The 24,813-nt window shown below is 38.3% G+C and carries 20 protein-coding genes; 9 read left to right on the forward strand and 11 right to left on the reverse strand.

Annotated elements, in window-relative coordinates; translation table 11 throughout:
• Positions 1-6: 6 nt before the first annotated feature.
• Positions 7-759 carry a 5'-nucleotidase C-terminal domain-containing protein gene (locus H9Q20_RS02915; RefSeq protein WP_124640604.1) on the reverse strand — a complete coding sequence of 251 codons (753 nt, stop codon included), beginning with the start codon at positions 757-759 and terminating at the stop codon, positions 7-9.
• Between the two features lie 209 nt (positions 760-968).
• Between H9Q20_RS02915 and dapA the strand changes: the two genes are divergently transcribed.
• The 3 genes from dapA to H9Q20_RS02930 all read left to right on the forward strand — a co-directional run bounded on the left by dapA (position 969) and on the right by H9Q20_RS02930 (position 3,110).
• A complete protein-coding gene (gene dapA, locus H9Q20_RS02920) occupies positions 969-1,841 on the forward strand; it encodes a 4-hydroxy-tetrahydrodipicolinate synthase (protein ID WP_124640603.1) in 873 nt (290 codons plus the stop codon).
• Between the two features lie 97 nt (positions 1,842-1,938).
• Entirely contained in the window at positions 1,939-2,445 is a 507-nt protein-coding gene (locus H9Q20_RS02925) for a GNAT family N-acetyltransferase (protein WP_187478264.1), read from the forward strand.
• A gap of 80 nt (positions 2,446-2,525) precedes the next feature.
• The gene (locus H9Q20_RS02930; protein WP_124640602.1) at positions 2,526-3,110 is read left to right on the forward strand and encodes a porin family protein; all 585 of its coding nucleotides are present in this window, start codon (positions 2,526-2,528) and stop codon (positions 3,108-3,110) included.
• Between the two features lie 78 nt (positions 3,111-3,188).
• Here the strand turns inward: H9Q20_RS02930 and recG are convergent, their stop codons facing one another.
• From recG to H9Q20_RS02980, 10 genes are all read right to left on the reverse strand, one after another.
• The gene (recG, locus tag H9Q20_RS02935; protein ID WP_187478265.1) at positions 3,189-5,276 is read right to left on the reverse strand and encodes an ATP-dependent DNA helicase RecG; all 2,088 of its coding nucleotides are present in this window, start codon (positions 5,274-5,276) and stop codon (positions 3,189-3,191) included.
• 12 nt (positions 5,277-5,288) lie between these two features.
• Entirely contained in the window at positions 5,289-6,158 is an 870-nt protein-coding gene (locus H9Q20_RS02940; RefSeq protein ID WP_187478266.1) for a DUF808 domain-containing protein, read from the reverse strand.
• Positions 6,159-6,298: 140 nt separating this feature from the next.
• Positions 6,299-7,732: an efflux transporter outer membrane subunit gene (locus H9Q20_RS02945; RefSeq protein WP_124640599.1), complete on the reverse strand. Its 1,434-nt coding sequence runs from the start codon at positions 7,730-7,732 to the stop codon at positions 6,299-6,301.
• The gene (locus H9Q20_RS02950; RefSeq protein WP_124640598.1) at positions 7,716-10,841 is read right to left on the reverse strand and encodes an efflux RND transporter permease subunit; all 3,126 of its coding nucleotides are present in this window, start codon (positions 10,839-10,841) and stop codon (positions 7,716-7,718) included. Before H9Q20_RS02950 ends, H9Q20_RS02945 begins: the two co-directional genes overlap by 17 nt.
• Positions 10,842-10,867: 26 nt before the next feature.
• On the reverse strand, positions 10,868-11,953 hold the full coding sequence (locus H9Q20_RS02955) for an efflux RND transporter periplasmic adaptor subunit (RefSeq protein ID WP_241154725.1): 1,086 nt from the start codon (positions 11,951-11,953) through the stop codon (positions 10,868-10,870).
• Between the two features lie 337 nt (positions 11,954-12,290).
• Complete coding sequence (locus H9Q20_RS02960) at positions 12,291-12,659, reverse strand: hypothetical protein (protein ID WP_187478267.1); 369 nt, start codon at positions 12,657-12,659, stop codon at positions 12,291-12,293.
• A gap of 134 nt (positions 12,660-12,793) precedes the next feature.
• On the reverse strand, positions 12,794-14,098 hold the full coding sequence (gene rimO, locus H9Q20_RS02965; protein WP_124640595.1) for a 30S ribosomal protein S12 methylthiotransferase RimO: 1,305 nt from the start codon (positions 14,096-14,098) through the stop codon (positions 12,794-12,796).
• Between the two features lie 84 nt (positions 14,099-14,182).
• A complete protein-coding gene (rfbC, locus tag H9Q20_RS02970) occupies positions 14,183-14,728 on the reverse strand; it encodes a dTDP-4-dehydrorhamnose 3,5-epimerase (RefSeq protein ID WP_124640594.1) in 546 nt (181 codons plus the stop codon).
• A 20-nt stretch (positions 14,729-14,748) separates the two neighbouring features.
• Positions 14,749-15,192 (reverse strand): adenylyltransferase/cytidyltransferase family protein, encoded by a 444-nt coding sequence (locus H9Q20_RS02975; protein WP_124640593.1) that lies wholly within the window; start codon positions 15,190-15,192, stop codon positions 14,749-14,751.
• A gap of 55 nt (positions 15,193-15,247) precedes the next feature.
• Positions 15,248-15,817, reverse strand: a complete 570-nt coding sequence (locus tag H9Q20_RS02980) for a sugar transferase (RefSeq protein ID WP_124640592.1) — start codon at positions 15,815-15,817, stop codon at positions 15,248-15,250.
• Positions 15,818-16,140: 323 nt separating this feature from the next.
• Between H9Q20_RS02980 and H9Q20_RS02985 the strand changes: the two genes are divergently transcribed.
• From H9Q20_RS02985 to H9Q20_RS03010, 6 genes are all read left to right on the forward strand, one after another.
• A complete protein-coding gene (locus tag H9Q20_RS02985; protein ID WP_124640591.1) occupies positions 16,141-17,079 on the forward strand; it encodes an alpha/beta hydrolase in 939 nt (312 codons plus the stop codon).
• A gap of 131 nt (positions 17,080-17,210) precedes the next feature.
• Positions 17,211-17,807: a TetR/AcrR family transcriptional regulator gene (locus tag H9Q20_RS02990; RefSeq protein ID WP_124640590.1), complete on the forward strand. Its 597-nt coding sequence runs from the start codon at positions 17,211-17,213 to the stop codon at positions 17,805-17,807.
• A gap of 59 nt (positions 17,808-17,866) precedes the next feature.
• A complete protein-coding gene (locus H9Q20_RS02995) occupies positions 17,867-19,207 on the forward strand; it encodes a TolC family protein (protein WP_187478268.1) in 1,341 nt (446 codons plus the stop codon).
• 182 nt (positions 19,208-19,389) lie between these two features.
• Positions 19,390-20,466, forward strand: coding sequence for an efflux RND transporter periplasmic adaptor subunit (locus H9Q20_RS03000; protein WP_124640588.1), 1,077 nt, complete (start codon positions 19,390-19,392; stop codon positions 20,464-20,466).
• A 130-nt stretch (positions 20,467-20,596) separates the two neighbouring features.
• Positions 20,597-23,773, forward strand: coding sequence for an efflux RND transporter permease subunit (locus H9Q20_RS03005; RefSeq protein ID WP_187478269.1), 3,177 nt, complete (start codon positions 20,597-20,599; stop codon positions 23,771-23,773).
• A 144-nt stretch (positions 23,774-23,917) separates the two neighbouring features.
• Positions 23,918-24,796, forward strand: coding sequence for a helix-turn-helix transcriptional regulator (locus tag H9Q20_RS03010; RefSeq protein WP_124640586.1), 879 nt, complete (start codon positions 23,918-23,920; stop codon positions 24,794-24,796).
• The last annotated feature ends 17 nt before the right edge of the window (positions 24,797-24,813 follow it).

A 24,813-nucleotide genomic window follows, 5' to 3' on the forward strand; every position in this document is an offset into this window, starting at 1 on the left:
TGGCTTTTATTTTTTGAATACCAATCGGATGTCGGTGGGTGCTACAATCTCAGGATTGTTTTTAAATTTTCCCAAATAAACTTCCCTCAGTTTCAGCCCCGTAGAAATCATTTCACCTTTTGAGAAAAACGACATGTTGTCCCCACCTAAAGCCAAATAATCCGAAGTGGCTATGGTGTATATTTTATGAGGATCTATTGCTTTGCCATCGATAAGTTGCTTCACCAATTGATGGTTGAGCGTTTCTATCTGAATCTTAGAAACCGGATTGTTTTTTTCGGTTTTTGCATAATAGTCGTACAAACCTTGTAGGTCGCTCCCTTTCAGTTTTACAATAACCAATTCATTCTCAAAAGGCATCACTTCATAAATTTGTTTGGTGATGATATCTCCTGCCGGAATGATATTTCGGATGCCACCGATATTGACCACAGCAGCATCTATCTTTGAGATTCCATTTTTCAAACCCCAAGATTCAGCACCTTCTAGGGTATAATCTGCCAATAAATTCCCCAAGGGCGAATTGTCTCCTGTTTTGTTAAGTTCCTTTGCTGTGTGAGAAATTTTGGTATTCATCACTCCTTCTAGTTTGGATTTGTACGGAGCAATAACAGCATTTATGGCTTTATCTTCATTAATTTTTGAAGTTACCGGAGCATTTTTCTCGTATTTTACTTCTGATACTTTCAAAGGCGCAGAAGTCCGACAAGAAACCATTGCCAAAGAGGCGAACAAAAGTATGGCTGTATTTTTTCGCATAAAAAAATCTATTATAATGCAAATATAAATTTTAATCATGAAGTCTATGTTTATTTTATCTCTTTTTTATGGTTTATTGCTCTTAATCCCAAGACTGTTTTTTCAATTGAAAAACAACTTTATTTTGAATATTTTTATGCCAATCACTTTTATTTGGTATTTATTTTTATGATAAATTCATATCTTTGAAATTCAAAAAAAAATCATCCATGAGTATATTAAAAGGCGTTGGAGTTGCTTTGGTAACCCCTTTCAATGAAGATTTAAGCATCGATTTCGAATCATTAACCAAACTGGTTAACTTCAACATCGAAAACGGGACTCAGTTTTTGGTCGTTTTAGGAACCACAGCAGAGGCGGCAACACTTTCTACTGAAGAGAAAAAGCAAGTCATCGACCATATCGTAAAAGCCAATGCCGGCAGGTTGCCATTGGTATTGGGCATCGGTGGTAACAACACCATGGAAGTAAAAAAACAGATAGAATCTACAGATCTTAGTGATTTCCAAGCCATTCTTTCGGTTTCTCCTTATTATAACAAGCCCAACCAAGAAGGTCTTTATCAACATTACAAAGTTTTGGCAAGTACCGGGAAGCAGATCATCATCTACAATGTTCCGTCCAGAACCGGTCAGAATATCGATGCTAAAACCACTTTGAGATTGGCTCATGAATTTCCAAACTTGTTCATGATCAAAGAAGCGGCACCCAATATTTTACAATATTTCGACATCCTAAGAAACAAACCTGAAAATTTCCAATTGGTTTCTGGTGATGACGAATATACCCTACCTGTAACTTTGGCAGGTGGTGCCGGCGTAATTTCTGTAATTGCACAAGCGTATCCTAAAGAATTTTCGACCATGGTGCAGTTGGCATTTGACAGAAAAGTGGACGAGGCGTATGCCATCCACAATAAATTGGTTGAAATTACCCGACTGATTTTTGCTGAAGGAAACCCTTGCGGCATCAAAACCGTATTGGCAGAAATGGGCATCATTAAAAATTATTTGAGATTGCCTTTGGTGGCGGCAAGTCCGGAGTTGAAAGACAAAATTAAATCCGAAATGTCCGGAATTTAGGGTTTGTTTAAATTTTATACGGGATCTTAATTTCAAAAAATAATACAAATCAGCATCCATCAAAAATTGGTGGATGTTTTTTTTATATTTTCGCACGATGATACAATTTATTTTAGCCGATAAAAAAGACATTAAAACCCTTCAGGATTTAGCCGACAAATCTTGGAAATCGGCGTACAAAAACATTCTTTCGACCTCACAAATCGAATACATGCTATCGACCATGTATTCTGAGGGTGAGCTTCTTTCTCACATCCAAGATCAACCCCATTATTTTTATTATTTGATCCAAGAAAATCATGAAAACTTAGGATTCATCGGGTTTGAATTTGATTACGAACAAGGTTGCACAAAACTTCACAGACTTTATTTATTACCAGAAACCCAAGGAAAAGGTTACGGAAAACAATGCATCGATTTTTTAAAAAAGAAATCTATGGATTATGGAAATCACAGAATTATTTTAAATGTGAACAAGTACAACCGCGCAAAAGAATTTTACCAAAAATTAGGCTTTTCCGTTTATTCCGAAGGCATTTTTGACATCGGCGAAGGTTATGTTATGGATGATTACTTAATGGAATACCACAACGGTACTCGATAAAAAAATACATGAAAATATTATTTTGGCATACCTTTTGACAAATGTCTAAAACTATAAAGAAATTAAACATTTAATACAACATGAAAAAAGTAATTTTAGGATTAGCAATGGTTTTCGGAACTATGGCTATGGCACAAAAAATCGGAGTAAAAGCAGGAGGTAACTTATCTTCTTTAACCGAAGACGATACTAAAAGTCAATTTGGATATTACGCTGGGTTAACTTTGAACGCTCCATTGACAGCAAAATTAAGCATTCAACCAGAAGTTATCTATAGCGCACAAGGTGCTGAATTAAAAAATGGAAGTTTTGGTTTGCCAAGCTCTGCTGAAGTTCACTTTAACTTAGGATACATCAATGTTCCAATTATGTTTCAGTATGAATTGGCAGAAGATTTTAAAGTTGAGGCCGGTCCACAATTTGGTTTCTTGACTTCTGCTAAAGCAAAAGCAAAATATAACGGTATTTCTGCATCTCAAGACATGAAAGACATTGTCAATACTTTCGATTTCGGAATTGGATTAGGGGCCGCTTACAACTTTACTCCTAACTTGTACATGAATGCAAGATATACGGCAGGTATTACCGATATTGCAAAAAACAATTCTGGTGATGCTGTTAGAAACAATGTTTTCCAACTAGGTTTGGGATATACTTTCAAATAGTCTATTTGAAGAATCAATTTGTAAATTATAAAGCCGTCTCTTTTGGGGACGGCTTTTTCTTTTAGTTCGAAAAAAACTTTAGGAAATCTTACTCCACTGATGTCTGTTTCTATACTGTTGCAGATAATAATTTTTTAAGATCTGATGATTGGGAAACAGCAATAAAGGATCTTTTGTCAAAATATCTTCCACCATATCTTTTGAAGTTTTGATGATGTTTCCATCCTTCACCAAATCCAATTTTTTAAAATCAATCACACCGCTTTGTTGCGTACCCAAAATATCACCGGGACCACGAAGTTGCATATCGACTTCAGAAATTTTGAATCCGTCATTGGTTTGGCACATGGTTTTTATCCTCAACCTCCCTTCTTTACTCATTTTATCTCCGGTCATCAGGATGCAGTAGCTTTGTTCGGCACCTCGGCCTACCCTTCCACGAAGTTGGTGAAGTTGCGAAAGTCCAAATCTCTCCGAACTTTCAATAACCATGACAGAAGCATTTGGAACATTAACTCCGACCTCTATCACGGTGGTTGCCACCATTATTTGAGCTTTTCCAGAAGCAAAATACTGCATGTTATTTTCCTTTTCTTCGGGCTTTAGTTTTCCATGAAGAATGGTGATGTTCAACCCTTGAAAATCATGAGCAATTTGCTCAAATCCTTCCATTAAATTTTTATAATCCAACAATTCGGATTCTTCGATTAAGGGATATACAAAATAAACCTGCCTTCCTTTTGCTATTTCTTCTTTAGCAAATTGATACACCGATGCCCTGTCTTTTTCTCTTCGATGTGCTGTAATGATAGGCTTTCTACCCACCGGCATTTCGTCGATTACAGAGACATCCAAATCGCTGTAGAAACTCATTGCCAAAGTCCTAGGTATGGGCGTTGCTGTCATTACCAAAACATGTGGCGGAATTTTATTTTTCGCCCACAATTTGGCTCTTTGTGCAACCCCAAAACGATGTTGTTCATCAATAATCGCCAATCCTAAATTTCGAAATTCCACCACTTTTTCCAAAACGGCATGTGTGCCTACCAAAATGGGCAATTCACCAGAAAGCAATTCTTCATGAATGATTTTTCTTTCCGATTTTTTAGTAGAACCGGTCAGTAATCGCACTTTTATTCCGGTATTTTCTAACAATTCCTGAATGCCTTGAAAATGCTGAGTTGCCAAAATTTCTGTGGGTGCCATCATGCACGATTGGAAACCGTTGTCCAAAGCCAAAAGCATGGACAAAAGAGCAACCATGGTTTTACCAGAACCCACATCACCTTGCAGAAGTCGGTTCATCTGTATGGGCTTTTTCAGGTCGGTTCGGATTTCTTTGACCACTTTTTTCTGAGCATTGGTCAGTTCGAAAGGTAAATTGTATTGATAAAAAGTATTAAAATAATCCCCAACAATAGGCATTGGATTGCCAACCGCTTGGCTTTTGTGATTTTGTTTTTTCAATCCAAAACTCAGCTGAAAATAAAAAGCTTCTTCAAATTTTATTCTTCTTTCAGCTTGTTGAAAATGGGTTAGGTCTTTTGGAAAATGAATATTGAGCAAGGCCGCTTGTCGGGACATCAACTTGAGTCCCGAAATGATTTCTGAATTAAGATTTTCAGCAATCAACTGAGGAATTTCTGAACAAATAAATTTCAATAAATTTTGAAAAAATTTTTGGTTGAGTCCTCTTTTTGTTAATTTTTCCGAACTGGGATAGATGGGTTTCAGGTAGCGTTCTTGCTTAGCGTCATCTTCCTTTTCAATTTCTGGATGTGGCATGGAAAAAAAACCATTAAATTCCTGAACTCGACCGTAGATATAGACTTCCGTATTTTGTGGAATTTGATCGAGCATCCATCTTGAATACTGAAACCAGACCAAATCCATGGTTCCTGTACCGTCGGTGAATTTTGCTACCAATCGTTTGGCTCTTCCGTTCCCGAATTCTTTCAGATCTTTGATTTTCCCTTTCAGTTGGATTTCTAATTGATCCGATTGTGAGATGGATCTCACGGTGTGTACTTTGGATTTGTCCAAATATCGGAGCGGGTAAAAATTCAACAAATCCTCCACGGTTCTTAGTTCCAGAACCGATGCCATAAGTTTGGCCCTTTCTGTGCCAATTCCTTTTACAAACTCTAAGGAGGTGTTTAGATCCAATTTAAAATACTCTTAAAATGCTTTTTTAATTCGTTTTAATCCAGACATCAAAATGACGGCTACCAAACCAACAATACTTCCTGCAACAAACTCCGTCACAATCGAAGGAACTTGCGGAAAAAGATGATGCAAGGCATCGATATTATGAACAAAAATACCGCCAGAGACCAACAACAAGGCAACAGTACCCACCACACCTAGGATTTTGATAACCACCGGAAGTGCATGGACCAATAGTTTCCCAACTTGGTTTAGGAATCCTTTTTCATTGGATTTTCTCATCAGGCTATAACCTGCATCGTCCATACGAACGATAAGGGCAACAATTCCGTAAACCCCAACGGTAGCCAATACAGAAACGACAGAAACCGTCATAATCTGTATGGGTAGAGCTTGTCCCAAGACGCTCCCCAAAGCGATGATAACAATTTCAATAGACAGAATAAAGTCCGTTGTAATGGCCGATTTTATTTTTATTTTTTCAGAATTTTCATCGGCATTGTCGTCTTTCAAAACTTCCTTCAGGTTGTCATGATCGTCGTGTTTTTTATGGAAAAAATATTCCACAATTTTTTCTACGCCTTCGTAAGCCAAGTAAACACCACCCAAAATAAGGATGATGACAATGGCTTTGGGTAAAAAAGCATTGAGTAAAAGAGCGATGGGAACAATGATCACTTTGTTAAGAAAAGAACCTTTGGTGATGGCCCACAAAACGGGCAGTTCTCTAGAGGAAACAAAACCTGTTGCTTTTTCTGCATTTACAGCAAGATCGTCGCCCAAGATACCTGCGGTTTTTCCTGTTGCTATCTTACTTGCCGATGCGACATCGTCCATCAAAGCTGCAATATCATCTAAAATTGCAAAAATTCCTGAAGCCATAAAATTTTAAAAATTAAGTGGTAAAAATATAAATATTTAGTCTAAAAACGGGTGTTGAAATCAATAATATTAAAGATTCTCAAGTAAAAAAAAGGGATTCACAAAATGGTGAATCCCCGATGAAAATAATTGCATACCAATTACAATTTACCTCCCAAAGCTTTGAATAATAAAATATTATTCTGTGTATTTTGATGTTGGAATTGAAGCATATCCAATTCCGCTTGAAGTTTTGATTTCTGAGAGTTGATCAGTTCCAAATAATTGGCATAACCGGTGATGTACAAATCGTTGGAAATGACAATCCCCTTATCCAACGACTGAACTTCTTCGGATTTCAGTGTAAGAACTTTTTCAAAAATCCTCATTTGTTTCAGTACGGATTGCAATTCATTGAAAGCCGTTGTAATGCTTTTTTGATAGGTTAAAAAAGCAATCTCTTGCTCCTTACTTGCAACATTAAAATCGTGTTTTAACTGACCTTTATTAAAAATAGGTACCATAAAACCGCCCAACAATTGACCCGCCAAAGAACTTGGACTGAATAATTTCCCTGCGTTAAATGAATTCAAACCCAACGATGCATTTAGATCAATTTTTGGATAAAAAGCAGCTCTAGCCGCTTTAGCATCTGCATGACTCGCTTCCAAAACCAAGTAATTTGCAGCGACATCCGGTCTGGAATGGATGATTTTATTGATGTCCATGTCTTGGTTTAAAATAGAAATCTGCGTTGGCAAAAGAGTGGAAGATCTTTGGACTACAGTTCCGTATTTGCCTGTAAGCGTTGCAATGGCTTTTTCATTAGAAACAATTTCGGCTTTTATATACTCCAACTCGGCCAAGATGTTGTTGTTTTGGGCTTTAAACTGCTGAACTGCCAATTCGGTAACTTTCCCAACTTCTCTTTGCGCTTTTACAATTTCGTAGGCTTTTTGTTGAAGCTTTAAGTTTTTCTGGTAGATTTCTAATTTTTTATCCAACATGATCAACTGATAATAGAGTTGAGCAACATTGGTAAACAATTCTACCTGAATCAAACGAATTCCTTCCTCTGAGGCCAAATATCTTTTTTGAGCGGCCAATTTTTGACTTTTCAATTTTCCCCAAGCATCAATTTCCCATGAAGATCGAGCTCCCAACCAATAATTGGGGTTCAGGTTTTCATTAATTTGCTCCGATCTATCCAAACCGGGTGTGGCGTTGGTTTCTCTATTTCCAATGCTTTCCGTCGTATATTTACCATAATGATCCATGCTTGCAACAGCACCTACTTCCAAACTGGGCAACAAGGCCATTTTGGATCGTTGAAGAAAGCTGTTGGCAATTTCCAATCGTTGTTGTGCAATTTGGAAATCGGGGTTTGCGGCCACCACTTCATCAAATAAAATTTGAAGTTCAGGATCGGCAAAAAACTCTTTCAAGGAAATACTTTCCGTTTGTGGAGTTGGTTGATTGGCGTTCTCAACGGGAATTTCCATTGGTTTTTTAATATCGTTTACCTTAGGAACGGCACAAGAAGCCAAGGCTAAAAAGGCAACTCCGACAAGGCTATATTTATGAAATTTGTTCATCTTTTTTTACTTTTTTTTGTTCAAGTTTTGCAAAGAAAATATACAATCCTGGGATTACGACCAATCCGAAAACAGTCCCTATGAGCATTCCTCCAGCAGCAGCGGTTCCGATGGATCGGTTACCGGTTGCTCCGGCTCCAGATGCAACAACCAAAGGAATCAACCCGGCGATGAATGCAAAAGAAGTCATCAAAATTGGTCTAAGTCTTTGTCTAGCACCTTCGATGGCTGCAGGAATAATGTCGTAACCTTCTTTGTTTCTTTGTATGGCAAATTCTACAATGAGAATGGCATTTTTTGCCAACAATCCAATCAACATGACCAGTGCAACCTGCGCATAGATGTTATTGTCCAACCCGACTGCCAATAAGGCAATATAGGATCCGAAAATCCCCATTGGCAAAGAAAGAAGTACCGGCAGAGGCAACAAGAAACTTTCGTATTGTGCCGCCAATAATAAATAAACGAAAAGCAAACAAACGGCAAAGATGTAGATGGTTTGGTTACCTGAAAGGATTTCTTCACGGGTCATCCCGGACCATTCCACGGAAAATCCTCTTGGTAATTCTTCTTCCGCAATTTTTTCTACCGCAGCAATGGCATCACCCGAACTGTATCCTTGTGCCGGCTCACCATTAATCATCGCTGACGAATACATATTGTAACGGGTCAAAACTTCTGGTCCGTACACTTTTTCAATTTTAATAAATGTGGAAAATGGAACCATCTCGCCCGATTCGCTTTTTACATAAAGATTCAATATACTTTCTGGAGTATCTCTGTGTTCGGGGCTGGCTTGCACCATCACTTTATACATCTGACTGAATCGGATAAAGTTGGTGGCATAATACGATCCTAAAAGGGTTTGCAAGGTAGACATGGCATTGTCCACAGAAACACCTTTTTTAGCAGCCATATCATAATCTATTGAGATCATGTATTGCGGGAAGGTGGCATCAAAACTGGTAAAACTGTTCTGCAATTCTGGAGAGTCGTTTAGTTTTTTCACAAAATCCTTCACGACTTTATCTGTATGCTCCAAAGAACCTCCTGTTTTGTCCAACAAACGAAGTTCGAATCCGCTGGTATTTCCAAATCCGGGAACGGTTGGTGGTGCAAAGACTTCAATCTCGGCATCGGCAATATTTTTGGTTTTCTCTTTGAGTTCGGCAATAAAATCTTCTACAGAAACGGATCTTTCACTCCAGTCTTTAAGGTTGATCATCGCCATACCGTATGAGGCACCTGCAATTTCGGTAACAATACTGTATCCTGCCAGAGTGGTTACATTTTCGACCCCATTAATTTTTTTGGCAACGGCTTCTACTTGATCCAAAACTTTTTCCGTTCTCTCTACCGTTGCCCCTTGAGGTGTGGTAACACTCACATAAGCCATACCTTGGTCTTCCATTGGGATAAATCCTGTTGGTAAAAATCTGGAAGTCGCCATTAACAAAGCCACAAAAAGCAAGAGTACCCCAAATGTTACTGTCGTTTTAGTAGCAAATTTGGAAAGCATATTGGTGTATCCATCAGTCATTTTATCGAAACCTCGGTTGAAGGATGCAAAAAACCGGTCCATCAAACCTTTCTTTTTATCGTGACTGTGAGGTTTCAGGATAATGGCACACAAGGCAGGAGTAAGCGTTAATGCATTGACCCCGGAAATCACAATACTGATGGCCAAAGTCAGTGAAAACTGACGGTAGAAAACCCCAACCGGACCGCTCAGAAATGCTACCGGTATAAACACTGCCGACATCACAATGGTAATGGCTACTACAGCACCGGCAATTTCTTTGGTGGCACAAATGGTTGCTTCTAAAGGTTGCATACCTTCTTCCATTTTTACATGGACGGCTTCTACCACAACAATGGCATTATCGACAACAATACCAATGGCCAATACCAAGGCGAAAAGCGTAAGCAAGTTGATGGAGAAATCTAAAGTTTGCATGAAGGCAAATGTCCCTACCAAAGCCACAGGAACTGCCAACACCGGAATTAGTGTCGATCGCCAATCTTGCAAGAACAAGAATACCACAATCCCCACAAGGATAAAAGCTTCTATTAATGTTTTGATCACCGCTGACATGGAAGCATCCAAAAATCGGGAAACATCATAAGCCAAGTTGTACTCCATACCCGGTGGGAAGGAGGTTTCCTTAAGCTCAGCCATTTTGGCTTTTACATTTTTAATTACTTCAGATGCGTTGGATCCCGGTCTTTGTTTCATCATGATGGATGCAGAGGGTCTTCCGTCGGTTTTAGAAACCATTCCGTAGTTCATGGCACCAAATTCTACCTTTGCAAGATCTCTCAACTTTAGTATGGTTCCTTCAGCATCGGCTTTTATTGGGATTTCCTCGTATTGTTCGGGTTGGAAGAATTTCCCGGTATATTTGATAACATACTGCAAGTGGCTGTTGGTTTTTCCTGAAGCCTCCCCTACTTTTCCTGGGGCAGCGGCAATGTTTTGTTTTTGTAAAGCTTTGATGACATCGTCGGCAGAAACTTTGTAAGCGGTCATTTTTTGTGGATCCAACCATACCCTCATGGAGTATTCTTTTTGTCCCATAATTTCAGCACGACCTACACCATCAATTCTTTTCAGTTCTTGCAAGATGTTGATGTCGGTAAAGTTGTAGATAAACTGCTCGTCTTGGCTATCGTCTTTACTGGTAATGTTCAGGTACATCAACATGGAGTTCACCTCTTTTTCTGTAGTTACTCCGGCACGGATTACCTCTTCCGGCAATTCGTCCAAAATGGTGGTTACCCTGTTCTGAACATTTACTGCGGCAACATCCGGATCGATGCCCACTTCAAAGAAAACCTGGATCATGGTAAGTCCATCGTTGGAAGTTACGGTGGACATATAAGTCATTCCTGGCACTCCATTGATGGCTCTTTCTAAAGGTAGAGCTACAGCATTGGCCGATACTTCGGCATTTGCACCGGTATATTTTGCAGTTACCGTAACAGAGGGTGGTACGATATCTGGGAATTGTGTGATGGGCAATTTTAGCAAAGCAAAAACTCCCAACAACACGATGATAATTGATATAACTAGCGAAAGAACTTTTCGCCGAATAAACATTTCAACCATGATAAATTATTTATAATTGGGGAATTTTATTTTTGAATATTAACTTTTTGTCCGTCTCTCAAGGACTGTGTACCTTCCAAAACAATTCGATCTCCAGGATTTAGTCCACCATCAATCAAATACGAATTTTTAAGAGTTTCAGCCACATTTACATGGGTCATTTTCACCACATTATTTTTATTTACTACGAAAACATAGACTTTATCTTGAATGGAGAAGGTTGCTTTTTGAGGGATAACAATGGCATTGGGTTGATGTTCTGAAATGATTAACTTACCCGAAGTCCCGTGCTTGATGTAGCGATCCGGGTTTGGGAAAGCAACTTTGTAACGAATGGATCCTGTAGATCGGTCGATTTCGCCTTCGGCATTGTTCATAACTCCATGGAAATCGTATTTCTGTCCGTTTGGAAGGATCAATTCGATTTGGGTTGTTGGATCCAACTCTCCATCTTTCAGCATTTCAAAATACATATCTTCTGGAATCGAGAAATAGGCATACACTTCATTGAGCTGAGACAAGGTGGTTAAAAGAGTTCCGCTTTCTACCAAACTTCCTTCTTTTAGCGGAATATTATTCATCACCCCGGAAAAAGGAGCTCTAACATTGGTAAAGCTAATTTTTTGAAGTACGGCTTTTCTTTCGGCATCGGCATAAGCTTGTTTTGCTCTTGCAGCGGACAATTTAGCCTTGGCCATTTCCAATTCGTTTTTAGCAATAAATTTCTTTGCATACAGGCTTTCGGCTTGGTTTACTTCTACTTTTGCAATGCTCACATCGGCTTCGGCTTGCTTAGTTCCGGCATTGGCTTTCAACAAATCGATTTGCAATTCGGAATCGTTAATTTTGAACAGTAACTGACCTTGTTCTACGAACTGACCTTCATGTACGGCAACATTTTGCAACAAACCGGCAATTCTGGCATGTATTTCAATATTTTTTTTAGCTTGAACTTCAGCTACATATTCGCTGCTGACCAAAGTATCTTTCTTTTGCACCGTAATTACCGGTACCGATTTGATGTCTTCCGTTTTTTCAGCAGATTTCTTATTACAAGAATAGATTGATAATAGCATTGCACTTGATGCTACGATCCAATTAATTTGACGCATTATTTAATGGTTTATCGAGTTACAAAAAAAATGATTAGAGGTGGATGAAAAGCATTCGCCTAACATCAAAAATACCTACGACAGACCCAAGAAAAAAGGAATCTAGGTTTTGAGCCTGTTTAAGAGCCTGTTTAAAATTTTACCGAAATAATAGTTCGACTATTTCTAATCTTTCTTATCTGCCTTTTTGTATTCTATTTAGTGTGTTTTGCATTTTAAATTTTTGTTTTAGCCCGCTAAAACTTCAATTTTAAAACCCAAAACCTATCTAAATATCTATACAAAAAATCTAGATATAAAATTTAAACAGGCTCTAAATTTTATCGAAAAAAATACTCTAAAACAAATGAAAGAGATAGAGGTGAGAAAAAATCCCTGCTTGGATGCTGACATTGAAAGCATCGAAAAAGATCTGTGGAAAAATCTCTACCAAAGAAGCAAGAATAACGAAAAGTTTATCCGAAAACACGATCTTCTTCACCACTTTTAGGGTTCTACCTGAAGAAAGTAGAGCATTGTCGTTCTGTTCTTCTATCGGTGAAAGATCAATGGAAACATAGTCGGAATGTAAGACTGTAGCAACAATCCTGTCCAATTTCTGGGTAGAAGTGGAAGAACTGAGATAGGCCAACATCATCAAAAAAACAAGAAGCAATCGCAAGATCAGTCCTTTATTGTTGTTGATATGTAGGTTAGTCAGTTTCATTTTTCAGCTGGCAAAATTAAGAATTTTAACACGATAAAACCGCATTGGTTTTTGTTAATATTTCTTAAAAAAGCATAAAAAAAGCAATTCTCAACAAAGAGAATTGCCAATATGGTTCAATTATTCGTGTTTTTCTAAACGATTTCTCCGTACAGATCGAAGTCTTCGGCGGAGTTAATCTTCACATTCACAAAGTCTCCCATAGAGATGTAAGTGTTTTCGGCAGGGACCAAAACGGTATTGTCCACATCGGGAGAGTCGAATTCGGTTCTACCAACAAAATAATTACCTTCTTTTCTGTCAAAAAGACATTTGAAGGTTTTACCCACTTTTTCTTGGTTGATTTCGTAAGAAATCTGCTGTTGAATTTCCATAATTTCTTCCACCCTTCTTTCTTTCACTTCTTCAGGTACATCGTCTTCGTATTGGAAAGCTCCGGTATTTTCTTCGTGCGAATAGGTAAAACATCCCAAACGGTCGAATCTTTGCTCGCGAACCCAATTTTTTAGTTCTTCAAATTGTTCTTCAGTTTCGCCCGGGAAACCAACAATCAGCGTAGTTCTGATGGCCATATTTGGAACTTTTTCACGGAATTGTTTCAACAAACTGTCGGTTTTGCCGTGGGAAGTTCCTCTTTTCATTCTCTTCAAAATATCATCGTTGATGTGTTGAAGCGGAATGTCCAAATAATTGCACACTTTGGGTTCGGTCTTAATGATTTCCAAAACATCTTCCGGAAACCCTGTTGGAAAGGCATAGTGCAAACGAATCCATTCTATACCTTCTACTTTTACCAATTCCTTCAACAAATCGCCCAAAGCTCTTTTTTTATAAATATCCAAACCGTAATAGGTGAGGTCTTGTGCAATCAGGATGAGTTCTTTCACGCCATTGGCGGCTAATTTTTTGGCTTCGGTTACTAAATTTTCTATGGGTGTAGAAATATGTCCACCACGCATCAATGGGATGGCACAAAAAGTACATGGACGGTCGCAACCTTCGGAAACCTTTAGATAGGCATAATGTTTTGGTGTTGTGGTCAGTCTTTCGCCCACCAATTCGTGTTTGTAATCGGCACCCAATTGTTTTAGAAGAATGGGCAATTCTCTTGGCCCCATAAAATACTGATCCACATCGGGAATTTCCTGCTCCAAATCCGGCTTGTATCGAGCAGAAAGACAACCGGTTACAAAAACTTTTTCTACTTTACCTTCTTTTTTAAGATCTACGTATTCCAAAATGGTGTTCACACTTTCTTCTTTGGCATTGTCGATAAAACCACAGGTATTGATGACTACAATATCGCCCTTCCCTTCGTGTACAACATCTTTGCCACTGGCTTTCAGTTGCCCCATAATAACTTCGGAGTCAACAACATTTTTGGAGCATCCCAATGTTACAAGGTTGATTTTCTTTTTTCCTGTGGATTTCGTTCTCATAATAGATCAAATAGGTTTGGTAAAACGGGTGCAAATTTACAAATAAAAAAAGAACTGAGAATTTCTCAGTTCCTGAATTTGATTTTAATAATTTCCTTCTTCTAAAAAAGGCTGTATTTGATCTTTGTCCGAAAGTTGAATTTGGTCTTCAAACAATTTCCAATCAATCTGTAAAATTGGGTCATCCCAACGCACGCCACCTTCCGAATCCTTGTTGTAATAATTATCACATTTATAAGCGAATACGGCCGTTTCTGACAAAACCGAAAAACCGTGCCCAAAACCTCTGGGAATGTACAATTGCTTTTTATTTTCGCCGGTTAATTCTATTCCGAACCATTGTTTGTAGGTTGGAGAGTCGGGTCTTAGATCTACGGCAACATCCCAAACTTTGCCCTCCAAGCAAGACACCAATTTGGCTTGTGCATGATCTCCTTTTTGCAAATGTATGCCTCTAAGAACACCGTAACTGGATTTTGAAACATTATCTTGCACGAAATTCCCGGTCAATCCACTGAGTTCTTCAAATTTTTTTTCGTTGAATTTTTCATAAAAATAGCCTCTTTCATCTTCAAAAATGGTAGGTTCTATTATATAACAGTCTTTCAGTGGGGTTGGTACAAGTTTCATCGATTGGTTTTAGTCTATTTCTATTTGTTGGATTCTAATTTCTTCAATTCGGATTCGAATACGGCTCTTTTTAAATCGGAAGTGGAGAAACGGTGGTCTCTTTTGTTGAAATAGATTTCTATCCCCTTTTCTTCGCAATATTCTTTACCGGTAAAGTTGACATCACGATAGTCGTCACCAATGATTCTAACATCGATTACAAAAGATTTTAGAATGTCCATAAGATCGGCCTCGGTGTTGTACGGGATAATTTCGTCCACACTTCTACATGCTTTTAGTTGGATGTATCTTTCGACAATGGATTGTGTGGGTTTATTTTTATTGGGTCTGTCCAATGTTGGATCCAATTGAAGTCCTACGATAAGGTAGTCGCAAACGGTTTTTGCTTCCTCTAACATTTTAATGTGTCCCGCATGCAAAAGATCGAATGCCGAAAAGGTAATTCCTATTTTCTGAGTTTTCATGAATTATAGTTTTTTTATGTGTTCAACAAAAATATAAAAATTAAGAATATTGACTCTAAGAAAAAACCTTGAAAATGGTTTTTAAAATAATTTTCATATCCAAAGCAAAGGATTGATGGTCTAAATAGTTGAGGTTCATCTTGATTTTATCTGGAAATATCACCTCATCGTTGTATTGCAGAGGATTTTCTTGCTGGGATAGCAAATACTCTTCATTACTGTATTTCAGGCTTGCTTCTGATGTAAGTCCAGGTTTAAGAGCCAATACCTTTCTATCCTCACCCGTCAAAACATCGTAATAACCCGATACATCGGGTCTCGGCCCTACGAAACTCATTTCTCCTAAAAAAATATTGTACAGTTGTGGCAGTTCATCCAGTTTAGATTTCCTTAGAAATGCACCCGTTTTGGATATATTTTTTGTCTGAGGATGCATGGTTTTCAGTTTAAAAATCACAAAGGGTAAGCCACCTTGTCCAATTCTTTTCTGGAAAAAAATTCCAAAGGAAGATGTATCTATGGATGCCGCTATAAAAGAAAGCAACATGATGGGAAATAAAAAAACAATCAGTAGAAAACTGAAAATTTTATCAAAACTATTTTTTTTCCAATCGTAGGTGTTCATTCATTTGTATCGTTGAGATTATGCAAATATATTGTTTTATCATTTAGAGCCTATTTAAAATTTTACAGAAATAATAATTTGGCTATTTCCAATCTTTCTTATCTGCCTTTTTGTATTCTATTTAGCGTATTTTGCATTTTAAATTTTTGTTTTAGCCCGCTAAAACTTCAATTTTAAAACCCAAAACCCATCTAAATATCGATACAAAAATTCTAGATATAAAATTTAAACAGGCTCTAAGTACTATTGATTTTATTTCGTTTACAAAATTTCTTTCGTGATTTTTATTAATTTTGAATTGACAAAAATTAAATTCATGATGTATGAAAATAGGCATACGACTTTTACTTACTTTATTTCTTCAATTTTATTTTTTTTCTTTTCAAGCACAAGAAAATCAGACCTCAGATCTGCGCAACATCACCTTCCAAATTTCACCAGAAAGAGATTCTATTCAATTGGATTTGTTTCTGCCTAAAGTTAAAAAGTTTGACAAAACTCCTTTGGTTTTCCACATTCACGGTGGAGCTTGGGTAGAAGGCGATAAAAATTTTGAAAAACAATATTACATGCGAAGCCTGAGAGACAGTTTGCAGAAATCCGGCTATGCCATGATCAGCATCAACTACAGACTTCTGAATTCTAAAGTCAGCCTAAATGAGCAATTGGACGATGCATACACCGCATTGAATTGGTTAAATGCGAATGCTTCAAAATACAACCTAGACCTTAATAATATTGGAATTATGGGCGAATCTGCAGGCTCTCATTTGGCATTAATGCTGGCTTATTCTACCATTCAGAACAAAAACATCCACTTTAATTATGTCATAGACCTTTTCGGACCAACAGACCTTAACCAACTTTTCAAAACGGACGCTGGTGGCTTGATAAGATTTGCGTTTAAAACCTTCAAACCCAAGTTGTACCACTTGAGAAACAAACTGATTTCTGATATGACGCTAACAAATATCGAAACAAATAAGTCAAAGGTTAAAGAAGTTTTAGCAAAATATTCGCCTATAAATTACATCAACAAGAACACCAAAACACCCATTCTTATTCAGCAAGGAAACAAAGATCACATTGTACCTTACCGTCAATCTAAAAATCTGAAGAATAAATTAGATGCTGAAAAAGTCGAAAACCAATTCATCACTGTAGAAAAAGGCAATCACGGTTTTACCACAACTCCTAGAGATAAGGTGAATGATTTGATCGCAGCTTCTTTAGCTTTCATCAACAAGCATTACCAAAAATAAATTTTGTTAGTCCATCCTCTCGCATTTTAGCTTGAGGATTTTTTTTTAATGAATTCAGAAAAAAAAACATTCGACAATTTTGTCAAACAAAAAAGTTGAACTAAATTTGCAGACGAAAAAGTTAGACAAAAATGTCAAAAGAAGAACATAAAATTGATACTGAAGGACTTATAAAGAAAGCTGCAATACAACTTTTCTTTGGCGAAGGCCGCTTCAAGGCTACCACCCAAGAGATTGCCGATGCTGCAGGGGTTAACAGGACTTCTATTAACTACTACTTTAGATCGGTAGAAAATCTTTTCGAAATCGTCTTTGAAGAAGCGACCAAAGAGCATAATGATAAACACAATGCCATCCTTCTCATGGATTTATCTTTTCGGAAAAAACTGGAAATGTGGTTAGAAGACGAGCTGGCTTCAGCAATCAAGTATCCTTTTTTAGAGGTGTACATCGTTACTCAACTCTACAACAAATGCAAAAAAGGTAGAAATAAAAACGATATTGACTTGGTGCATCCAGCCTTGGACAAAGAACTGAAAATTGAAATTGAAGAAGGAAGGATCAAACCCATTTCCACCATTCAATTCATGATTAATGTAGCATCGCTGGTTTCGTTCCCCAGTTGCATGAGGCCTTTGCTAATGGACTCTCTTAATCTAACCAATCAAGAGTTCAACCAAATTATCCAAGAAAGAAAGCAAGTTATTCTCGATACTATTTTTATATAAAACCGAAGAACAACCCCAGATCGTAAACCCAAAAATTAAAACAAATTCATAACGCCTATATGAAATTATTAAAATCAATCGTTGCTGTAGCAATTTTTGCAGGTGCTTTTTCTGCACAAGCACAGCAATCCGTCAGCCTAAAACAGGCTATCGACTACGCTTTAGAAAACAAAGCGGCAGCACAAAAAGCCAATTTGCAAATCACCAATGCCGATTATCTTATTGCTGAATCCAAAGCAGGTGCTTTGCCCAAACTTAATGCCGGAGGCGGTATCAACTACAATCCTATATTACAAAAATCGGCCTTGCCCGGCGATATGTTCGGTCAACCCGGCGAAGTTATCATGGTGCCTTTTGGAAGAAAATGGGGCGCACAGATTGGGGTACAACTTCAACAAGCACTTTTTAACCAACAGGTTTTTATTGGGCTAAAAGCAGCAAAAACCACCAAAGAATTTTACCAAGCCAACAAACAACTTACCGACGAAACGCTTATCGAAAATGTTTCCACAGCGTACTATCAGGTTTTTACCCAAAAAGAAAAACTCAAAACCATAGAAAGCAGTTTTGAAAGTATGCAAAAGGTAAGAAACATCATAAAAAGTTTGTACGACAACGGTTTGGCAAAAAAAGTGGATCTGGACAGAACCAATGTTAACCTTACCAATTTGGAAACCGGAAAAATACAACTGAAAAACGCGGTTAACTTGTCCGAAAATGCCTTGAAATTCTACATGGGAATGCCTATAGAAACTCCTATTAATTTGGTAGATGCCGATATGACAGTAGATGCACCCCTTCTTGCTGCAACCGTAAATACCGAAAACAGAACAGAACTGCAAGTTTTGGACAAGCAAAAAACCCTATTGGGCTACAACATCAAAGCGACAGAAGCCGCCTATTATCCAACCCTCAACTTGGTGGGCAACTACACTTGGCAGGGCATTGGTGACAAGTTCCCCATTGGTCCGGGCAAAAGTCAAGGAGTCTATTGGACCGACTATGCCAGTGTAGGTTTGCAACTTAACATTCCTATTTTCAACGGTTTCCAAATAAAATCTAAGGTAGATCAGGCAAAATTAGAACTAAAATCTTTAGAACAAGACATCAAAGAAACCAAATTGGGACTGGACCTTCAGTATCAAAATGCGAAAACTCAAATGGAAAACAACTGGGAAGCCATTAAAAGTCAAGAAGCCAATGTACAACTGGCAGAAACGGTCCTGAAAAACACACAGAGCAACTACCAATACGGATTGGCTCCACTAACCGACCTTCTGGAAGCCGAAAACGCCCTTGTACAAGCCAAAAACAACTACAGTACCGCCGTGTTGGATTTCAAAATTGCCGAAATACAGCTGTACAAAGCCAAAGGCGAATTAGAAAATCTTAGAAAATAATATTTTTTTGGGCAGCTTAACCGCCTTCCGCTCCCGCTTTTTCATTTTTTTCATTCGCTACGCTCAGAAAAAAAATGAAAAGAGCTCCGCTCAAGTCGGGCTGCACCCATAACCACTCGTAGTCAACAACATCCAAACATTAGATTATTTTCTAATGACAATGAATTTTAAATAATTAAACAATGAAAATAGCAAAAACATTTCTTTACCTCCTTATCGCTGCCGGTGTCGTTGGCGGAGGAGCGTACATCATCAACAAAAACCAAAAAGAAACCGAAAGACAAACCGCAATTATCGCCAGCTCCAATGCCGATGTTCCGGTAAACATCGTTACCGCAGATTTTCAGCATGTTTCTTCAGATTACGCATCCAACGGTACTTTTGCTCCATTGCAACAAATGCAGTTGGCATCTGAAATGTCCGGGAAAGTTACTCGCGTTTTGGTAAAAGAAGGCGATTTTGTAAGAGCCGGACAGACCTTGGCCACCGTGAAAAAAGACGCCTTAGAAGTAGATCGTTCCACAGCCAATGCGGCGTATCAAAATGCAATTGTCGATAACCAAAGATTCGAAAATGCATACAAAACAGGCGGTGTTACCAAGCAACAGTTGGACCAATCCAGATTGCAACTAAAAAATGCTAAAAACGCAGTAGAACAAAGCAACATCCGCGTTGGAGACTCCAATGTAAGGACTTTGGTTTCCGGATACATCAACAAAAAAACCGTAGAACCGGGTGCCGTGGTCTCTCCAGGAACTCCACTTTTCGAAATCGTCAATACTTCAAAACTTAAACTTCAAGTGAATGTAAACGAAGCCGAAGTGGCCAACCTAAGAATCGGTGACGACATCAAAATTAAAGTTAGCGTTTATCCGGACAAAGAATTTTCTGGTAAAGTAAGCTTCATCGCTCCTTTGGCCGATGCCACATTAAATTTCCCTGTAGAAATCACCGTTTCCAATAATCCAAACAACGAGCTTAGAGCCGGGATGTACGGTTCGGCCATTTTTTCTGCCAAAGAATCGGGCACGCAACACGCCATGATGGTTCTTCCGAAAGATGCTTTTGTAGATGGAGTCAGCAACAACAAAGTTTTTGTCGTTCAACCGGACAATACCGTAAAATTGGTAAGCGTAGTGAGTGGAAAAATCTTTGGTGACAAAATAGAAATCATCAGCGGAATTGCAAAAGGCGACAAAGTAGTAACCAGCGGTCAGATAAACCTATCCAACGGTACAAAAGTAACAGTAATCAAATAAAATTACGGACACTTGATGGAAGTAAAAAGGTAATGAAGTGAAAATGTGATGAGGTGATGATTGTTTCTTTAATACCGACAACCATCAACCAACTACCAACAACCATCAACCGACAACCAAGAACTAAAAAATGAAATTAGCAGAAATATCCATAAAACGACCTACCCTGATTATCGTACTCTTTACGATACTTACCTTGGGTGGTATCTTGGGATACTCCTCCATGGGGTATGAGTTGATCCCAAAATTTGAGATCAATGTTGTGACCATTTCTACCGTATATCCAGGAGCATCGCCTTCGGAAGTAGAAACTTCGGTTACCAAGAAAATTGAAGATGCCGTGTCATCTCTTGAAAATGTAAAAAAAGTAGAATCCAAATCCTACGAGTCCCTCTCTGTGGTCATGGTAACCCTGAATGCAGGAGCCGATACAGACTATGCCCTCAACGATGCACAAAGGAAGATCAACGCCATCTTGGCTGATTTTCCAGACGATGTAAAAACCCCGTCATTACAGAAATTCTCCCTCAGCGATATGCCGATTATTACCGCCGGAGCAACTTCTAACATGAATGCCGTGGAGTTTTATGACTTGTTGGATAAAAAAATACAACCCGTACTTTCTCGTGTGAAAGGCGTAGCGCAAGTTAACCTTATTGGTGGACAAGAAAGACAGATCAAAGTAAATCTGGATAAAAATAAATTGGAAGGCTACGGACTTTCTGTGGGCCAGGTGCAACAAACCATCCTTTCCTCCAACTTGGATTTCCCTACCGGAAGTGTTAAAAATAGAGAAACTTCTACCATCATCCGTCTGTCCGGGAAATACAAAACTTTGGACGAACTTAACAATCTTGTTATCAGCAACAAAAACGGCGTTCAGGTAAGACTGAGTGATGTGGCTTTTGTGGAAGATGCACAAAAAGATGTGGATAAAGTCGCAAGGATTGATATGAAACCGGCCATCATTTTCCAAGTCATCAAACAATCCGATGCCAATGCCGTGGAAGTAAGTGAGCTGATCCAGAAAACCATGAAACAACTGGAGCAAGACTATGCCAAACAAAATGTAAAACTAACGGTAGTTAACGACACTTCTACCTTTACCCTTCACGCTGCAGACAATGTGACGCACGATTTGTTCATCGCTGTATTCTTGGTAGCTGCTGTTATGTTGTTGTTCTTGCATTCCATCCGAAATGCATTCATCGTAATGGTCTCCATCCCAGCTTCCCTTGTTGCAACTTTCATTGGAATGTCGCTGATGGGATACACCCTCAACTTGATGAGTTTGCTAGGACTTTCCCTAGTGGTAGGGATCTTGGTAGATGATGCCATTGTGGTATTGGAAAACATCTACAGACACATGGAAATGGGCAAAAGCCGTATCCGTGCTTCCTACGACGGTGCTGCAGAAATTGGCTTTACCGTAACCGCCATTACTTTGGTTATTGTGGTGGTATTCTTACCCATCGCTATGAGTACAGGTTTGGTGTCTAACATCATCTCACAGTTCTGTGTTACCGTTGTTATTGCAACTTTACTTTCGTTGCTCGCTTCATTTACCATTGTTCCGTGGTTGTCATCACGATTTGGTAAACTGACGCATCTTACCGGGAAAAATGCCGGTGAACGATTCATCCTTGGTTTCGAAAAACAATTGGACAAATTTACCCATTGGATTTCTGGAATGTTAGAATGGTGTTTGAAATCGAAATGGACAAAAATAGCCACCGTAGTTGGTGTTGCGGTGTTATTCTTCCTTTCATTTGGTTTAACCAAATTTATCGGAGGTGAGTTTTTCGCCAAAATTGATAAAGGTGAGTTCTTGGTTCAGATAGAAATGCCTAAGGATGCTTCTGTAGAAGTAACCAATCAAATGACAAGAAAAGCCGAAGCCTATCTGGCAAAAAAACCAGAAGTTGTAAAAATGATTACCACAGTGGGTCAGCAATCCGACGGAATGGGTGCTACCAATGCGACTGCTTACAAATCTGAAATTGATGTGATCTTGGTGGACAAATCCATGAGAGCAGAAAACTCGTATGTCTATGCTTCGCAGATTAAAAAAGAACTTTCTCAACATTTGGTTGGAGCAAAAATTAAAACCGTACCTGTAGGCTTGATGGGAGCCGAAAGAGCACCTCTTTCTTTGGTCGTTACCGGACCCGACTTGAAAAGCATCAACGAATTTGCTGCTCAAGCTATGGAACAGTTGAAAACGGTAAAAGGAGCCAACGAAATTCGACTGTCCTCAGAAGGCGGAAACCCAGAGATCAATGTATCCATCGATAGAGATAAAATGGCTTCTTTGGGACTGAACCTTCAAACCGTTGGGATGACCATGCAAACGGCTTTCTCCGGAAACACCGATGGTAAATACCGTGCCGGAGATTACGAATACGACATCAACATCCGCCTGAACCAAATGGGAAGATCCAGCGTGAACGATGTGAAGAGCATCATCTTCAACAACGATAAAGGCGAGCAAATTAAATTGGAACAATTCGCAACCATTACAGAAACTTCAGGACCTTCTTTCTTGGAGAGAAGGGACAAGTCACCATCCATTACCATCAACGCTCAAACCGTTGGTGTGCCAACAGGAACTGTAGCAAAAGAATGGGAGGCTAAATTTTCAAAACTGAAAAAACCTGCCGGAGTTAGCTATGTTTGGTCAGGTGATCAAGAAAACCAGTCCGAAGGTTTCGGTACTTTAGGAATTGCCCTTATGGCAGCGATTATCTTGGTATATTTGGTTATGGTAGCCCTTTACGACTCTTTTGTATATCCGTTTGTGGTCTTGTTCTCGGTTCCACTTTCACTCATCGGGGTCTTGGTCATCTTGGCATTAACCAACAATTCACTCAATGTATTTACCATTTTGGGGATGATCATGTTGATCGGTTTGGTTTGTAAAAACGCCATTATGTTGGTGGACTTTGCCAACCAGAGAAAAGCTGCCGGAGAAAGCACCTACAATGCCTTATTGCAAGCCAACCACGCCAGACTTCGTCCTATTTTGATGACCACCATTGCCATGGTTTTCGGGATGATTCCTATCGCACTAGCAAAGGGAGCCGGTGCCGAAATGAACAACGGATTGGCCTGGGTAGTTATCGGTGGATTGGTTTCGTCCTTGTTCTTAACCCTTATTATTGTACCGGTGGTGTATTCCATCTTCGATGGATTGATCTACAGATTCAATAAAAACAAAGAAAAAATAGATTACGAAAAAGAAATGAAAGCCGATTACGAGCATCTCGAAATGTCCGAAGACGGTTTCACTCCGAAACACAATCACTAAGATTAATTGTTAATTTTTATTCAATCCTTCAAGGTTTTTAAAACTTTGAAGGATTTTTTTTTTGAAATAATATTAATATTCAAGGTTTTTAATTTCAAATTGTTATTAATTTAGTCAAAATTTTAACATCAACCAGGAAAAACCATGGAAAAAACTTTAAAACTACTGATGTTACTCAATGGAACGCGGAATTATAGCGTACCAGAAATAGCCATAAAATTTTCTATCGATGAACGAACCGTTTATCGCCATTTTAATAAAATAAAAAATGCCGGTTTTGCATTGGAAAAAAAACAAGGTAGATATCGATTAATACCTAATCACCCAGAAACAAAAACCTTAAAAAAGTTATTCCACTTTTCGGAAGAAGAGATTTTTCTTATTCATCAAATTCTGGAAGCACAAAAAAGCAGCTCCTCAGTAAAGGAGAAATTATTAAAAAAACTCAATTTTCTATATGACTTTAATGTGATTTCTAAATTAGAAAATACACAACAACTAAAAATTATTCAAGATTTAAACGAAGCTATTCAGAAGAAAACAAAAGTTAACCTACTCGGCTACCGCTCTTCCAACAGCAGTAATATAGAAGACAGAATAGTAGAACCTTTTGAATTTATGGGAGATTATGAAGGCATTTGGTGTTACGAAATAAAGAGCCAACAGGTAAAACAGTTTAAAATTTCTAGGATTGAAAAGGTAGAAATCCTAAATGAAAATTGGCAACATCAATCCGAACATAAAATTCCGTTTACTGACGCCTTTAAAATGTCTGCAAAAAAGCCAGTTGCTATCGTTGAACTACAACTCAGTCTAAAAGCCTATAATTTGTTGCGTGAAGAATTTCCATTAGCCGTGAAAGATATTTCGGAAAGAGAAAATCTTTATCATTTAAAAACCTCAATTGCCAATTTCCATGGTATTGGCCGCTTTGTAATGGGACTTTCCGATGAAATAAAAATCATTTCCCCAGAGACTTTCAAAACATTTATTAAAGAAAAATTTAAATCTTTAAATTTTTGACATATTTTGTCAGTAAT

The organism is Amniculibacterium sp. G2-70, from assembly GCF_014353055.1.
In the GTDB taxonomy this organism is placed as follows: domain Bacteria; phylum Bacteroidota; class Bacteroidia; order Flavobacteriales; family Weeksellaceae; genus Amniculibacterium; species Amniculibacterium aquaticum.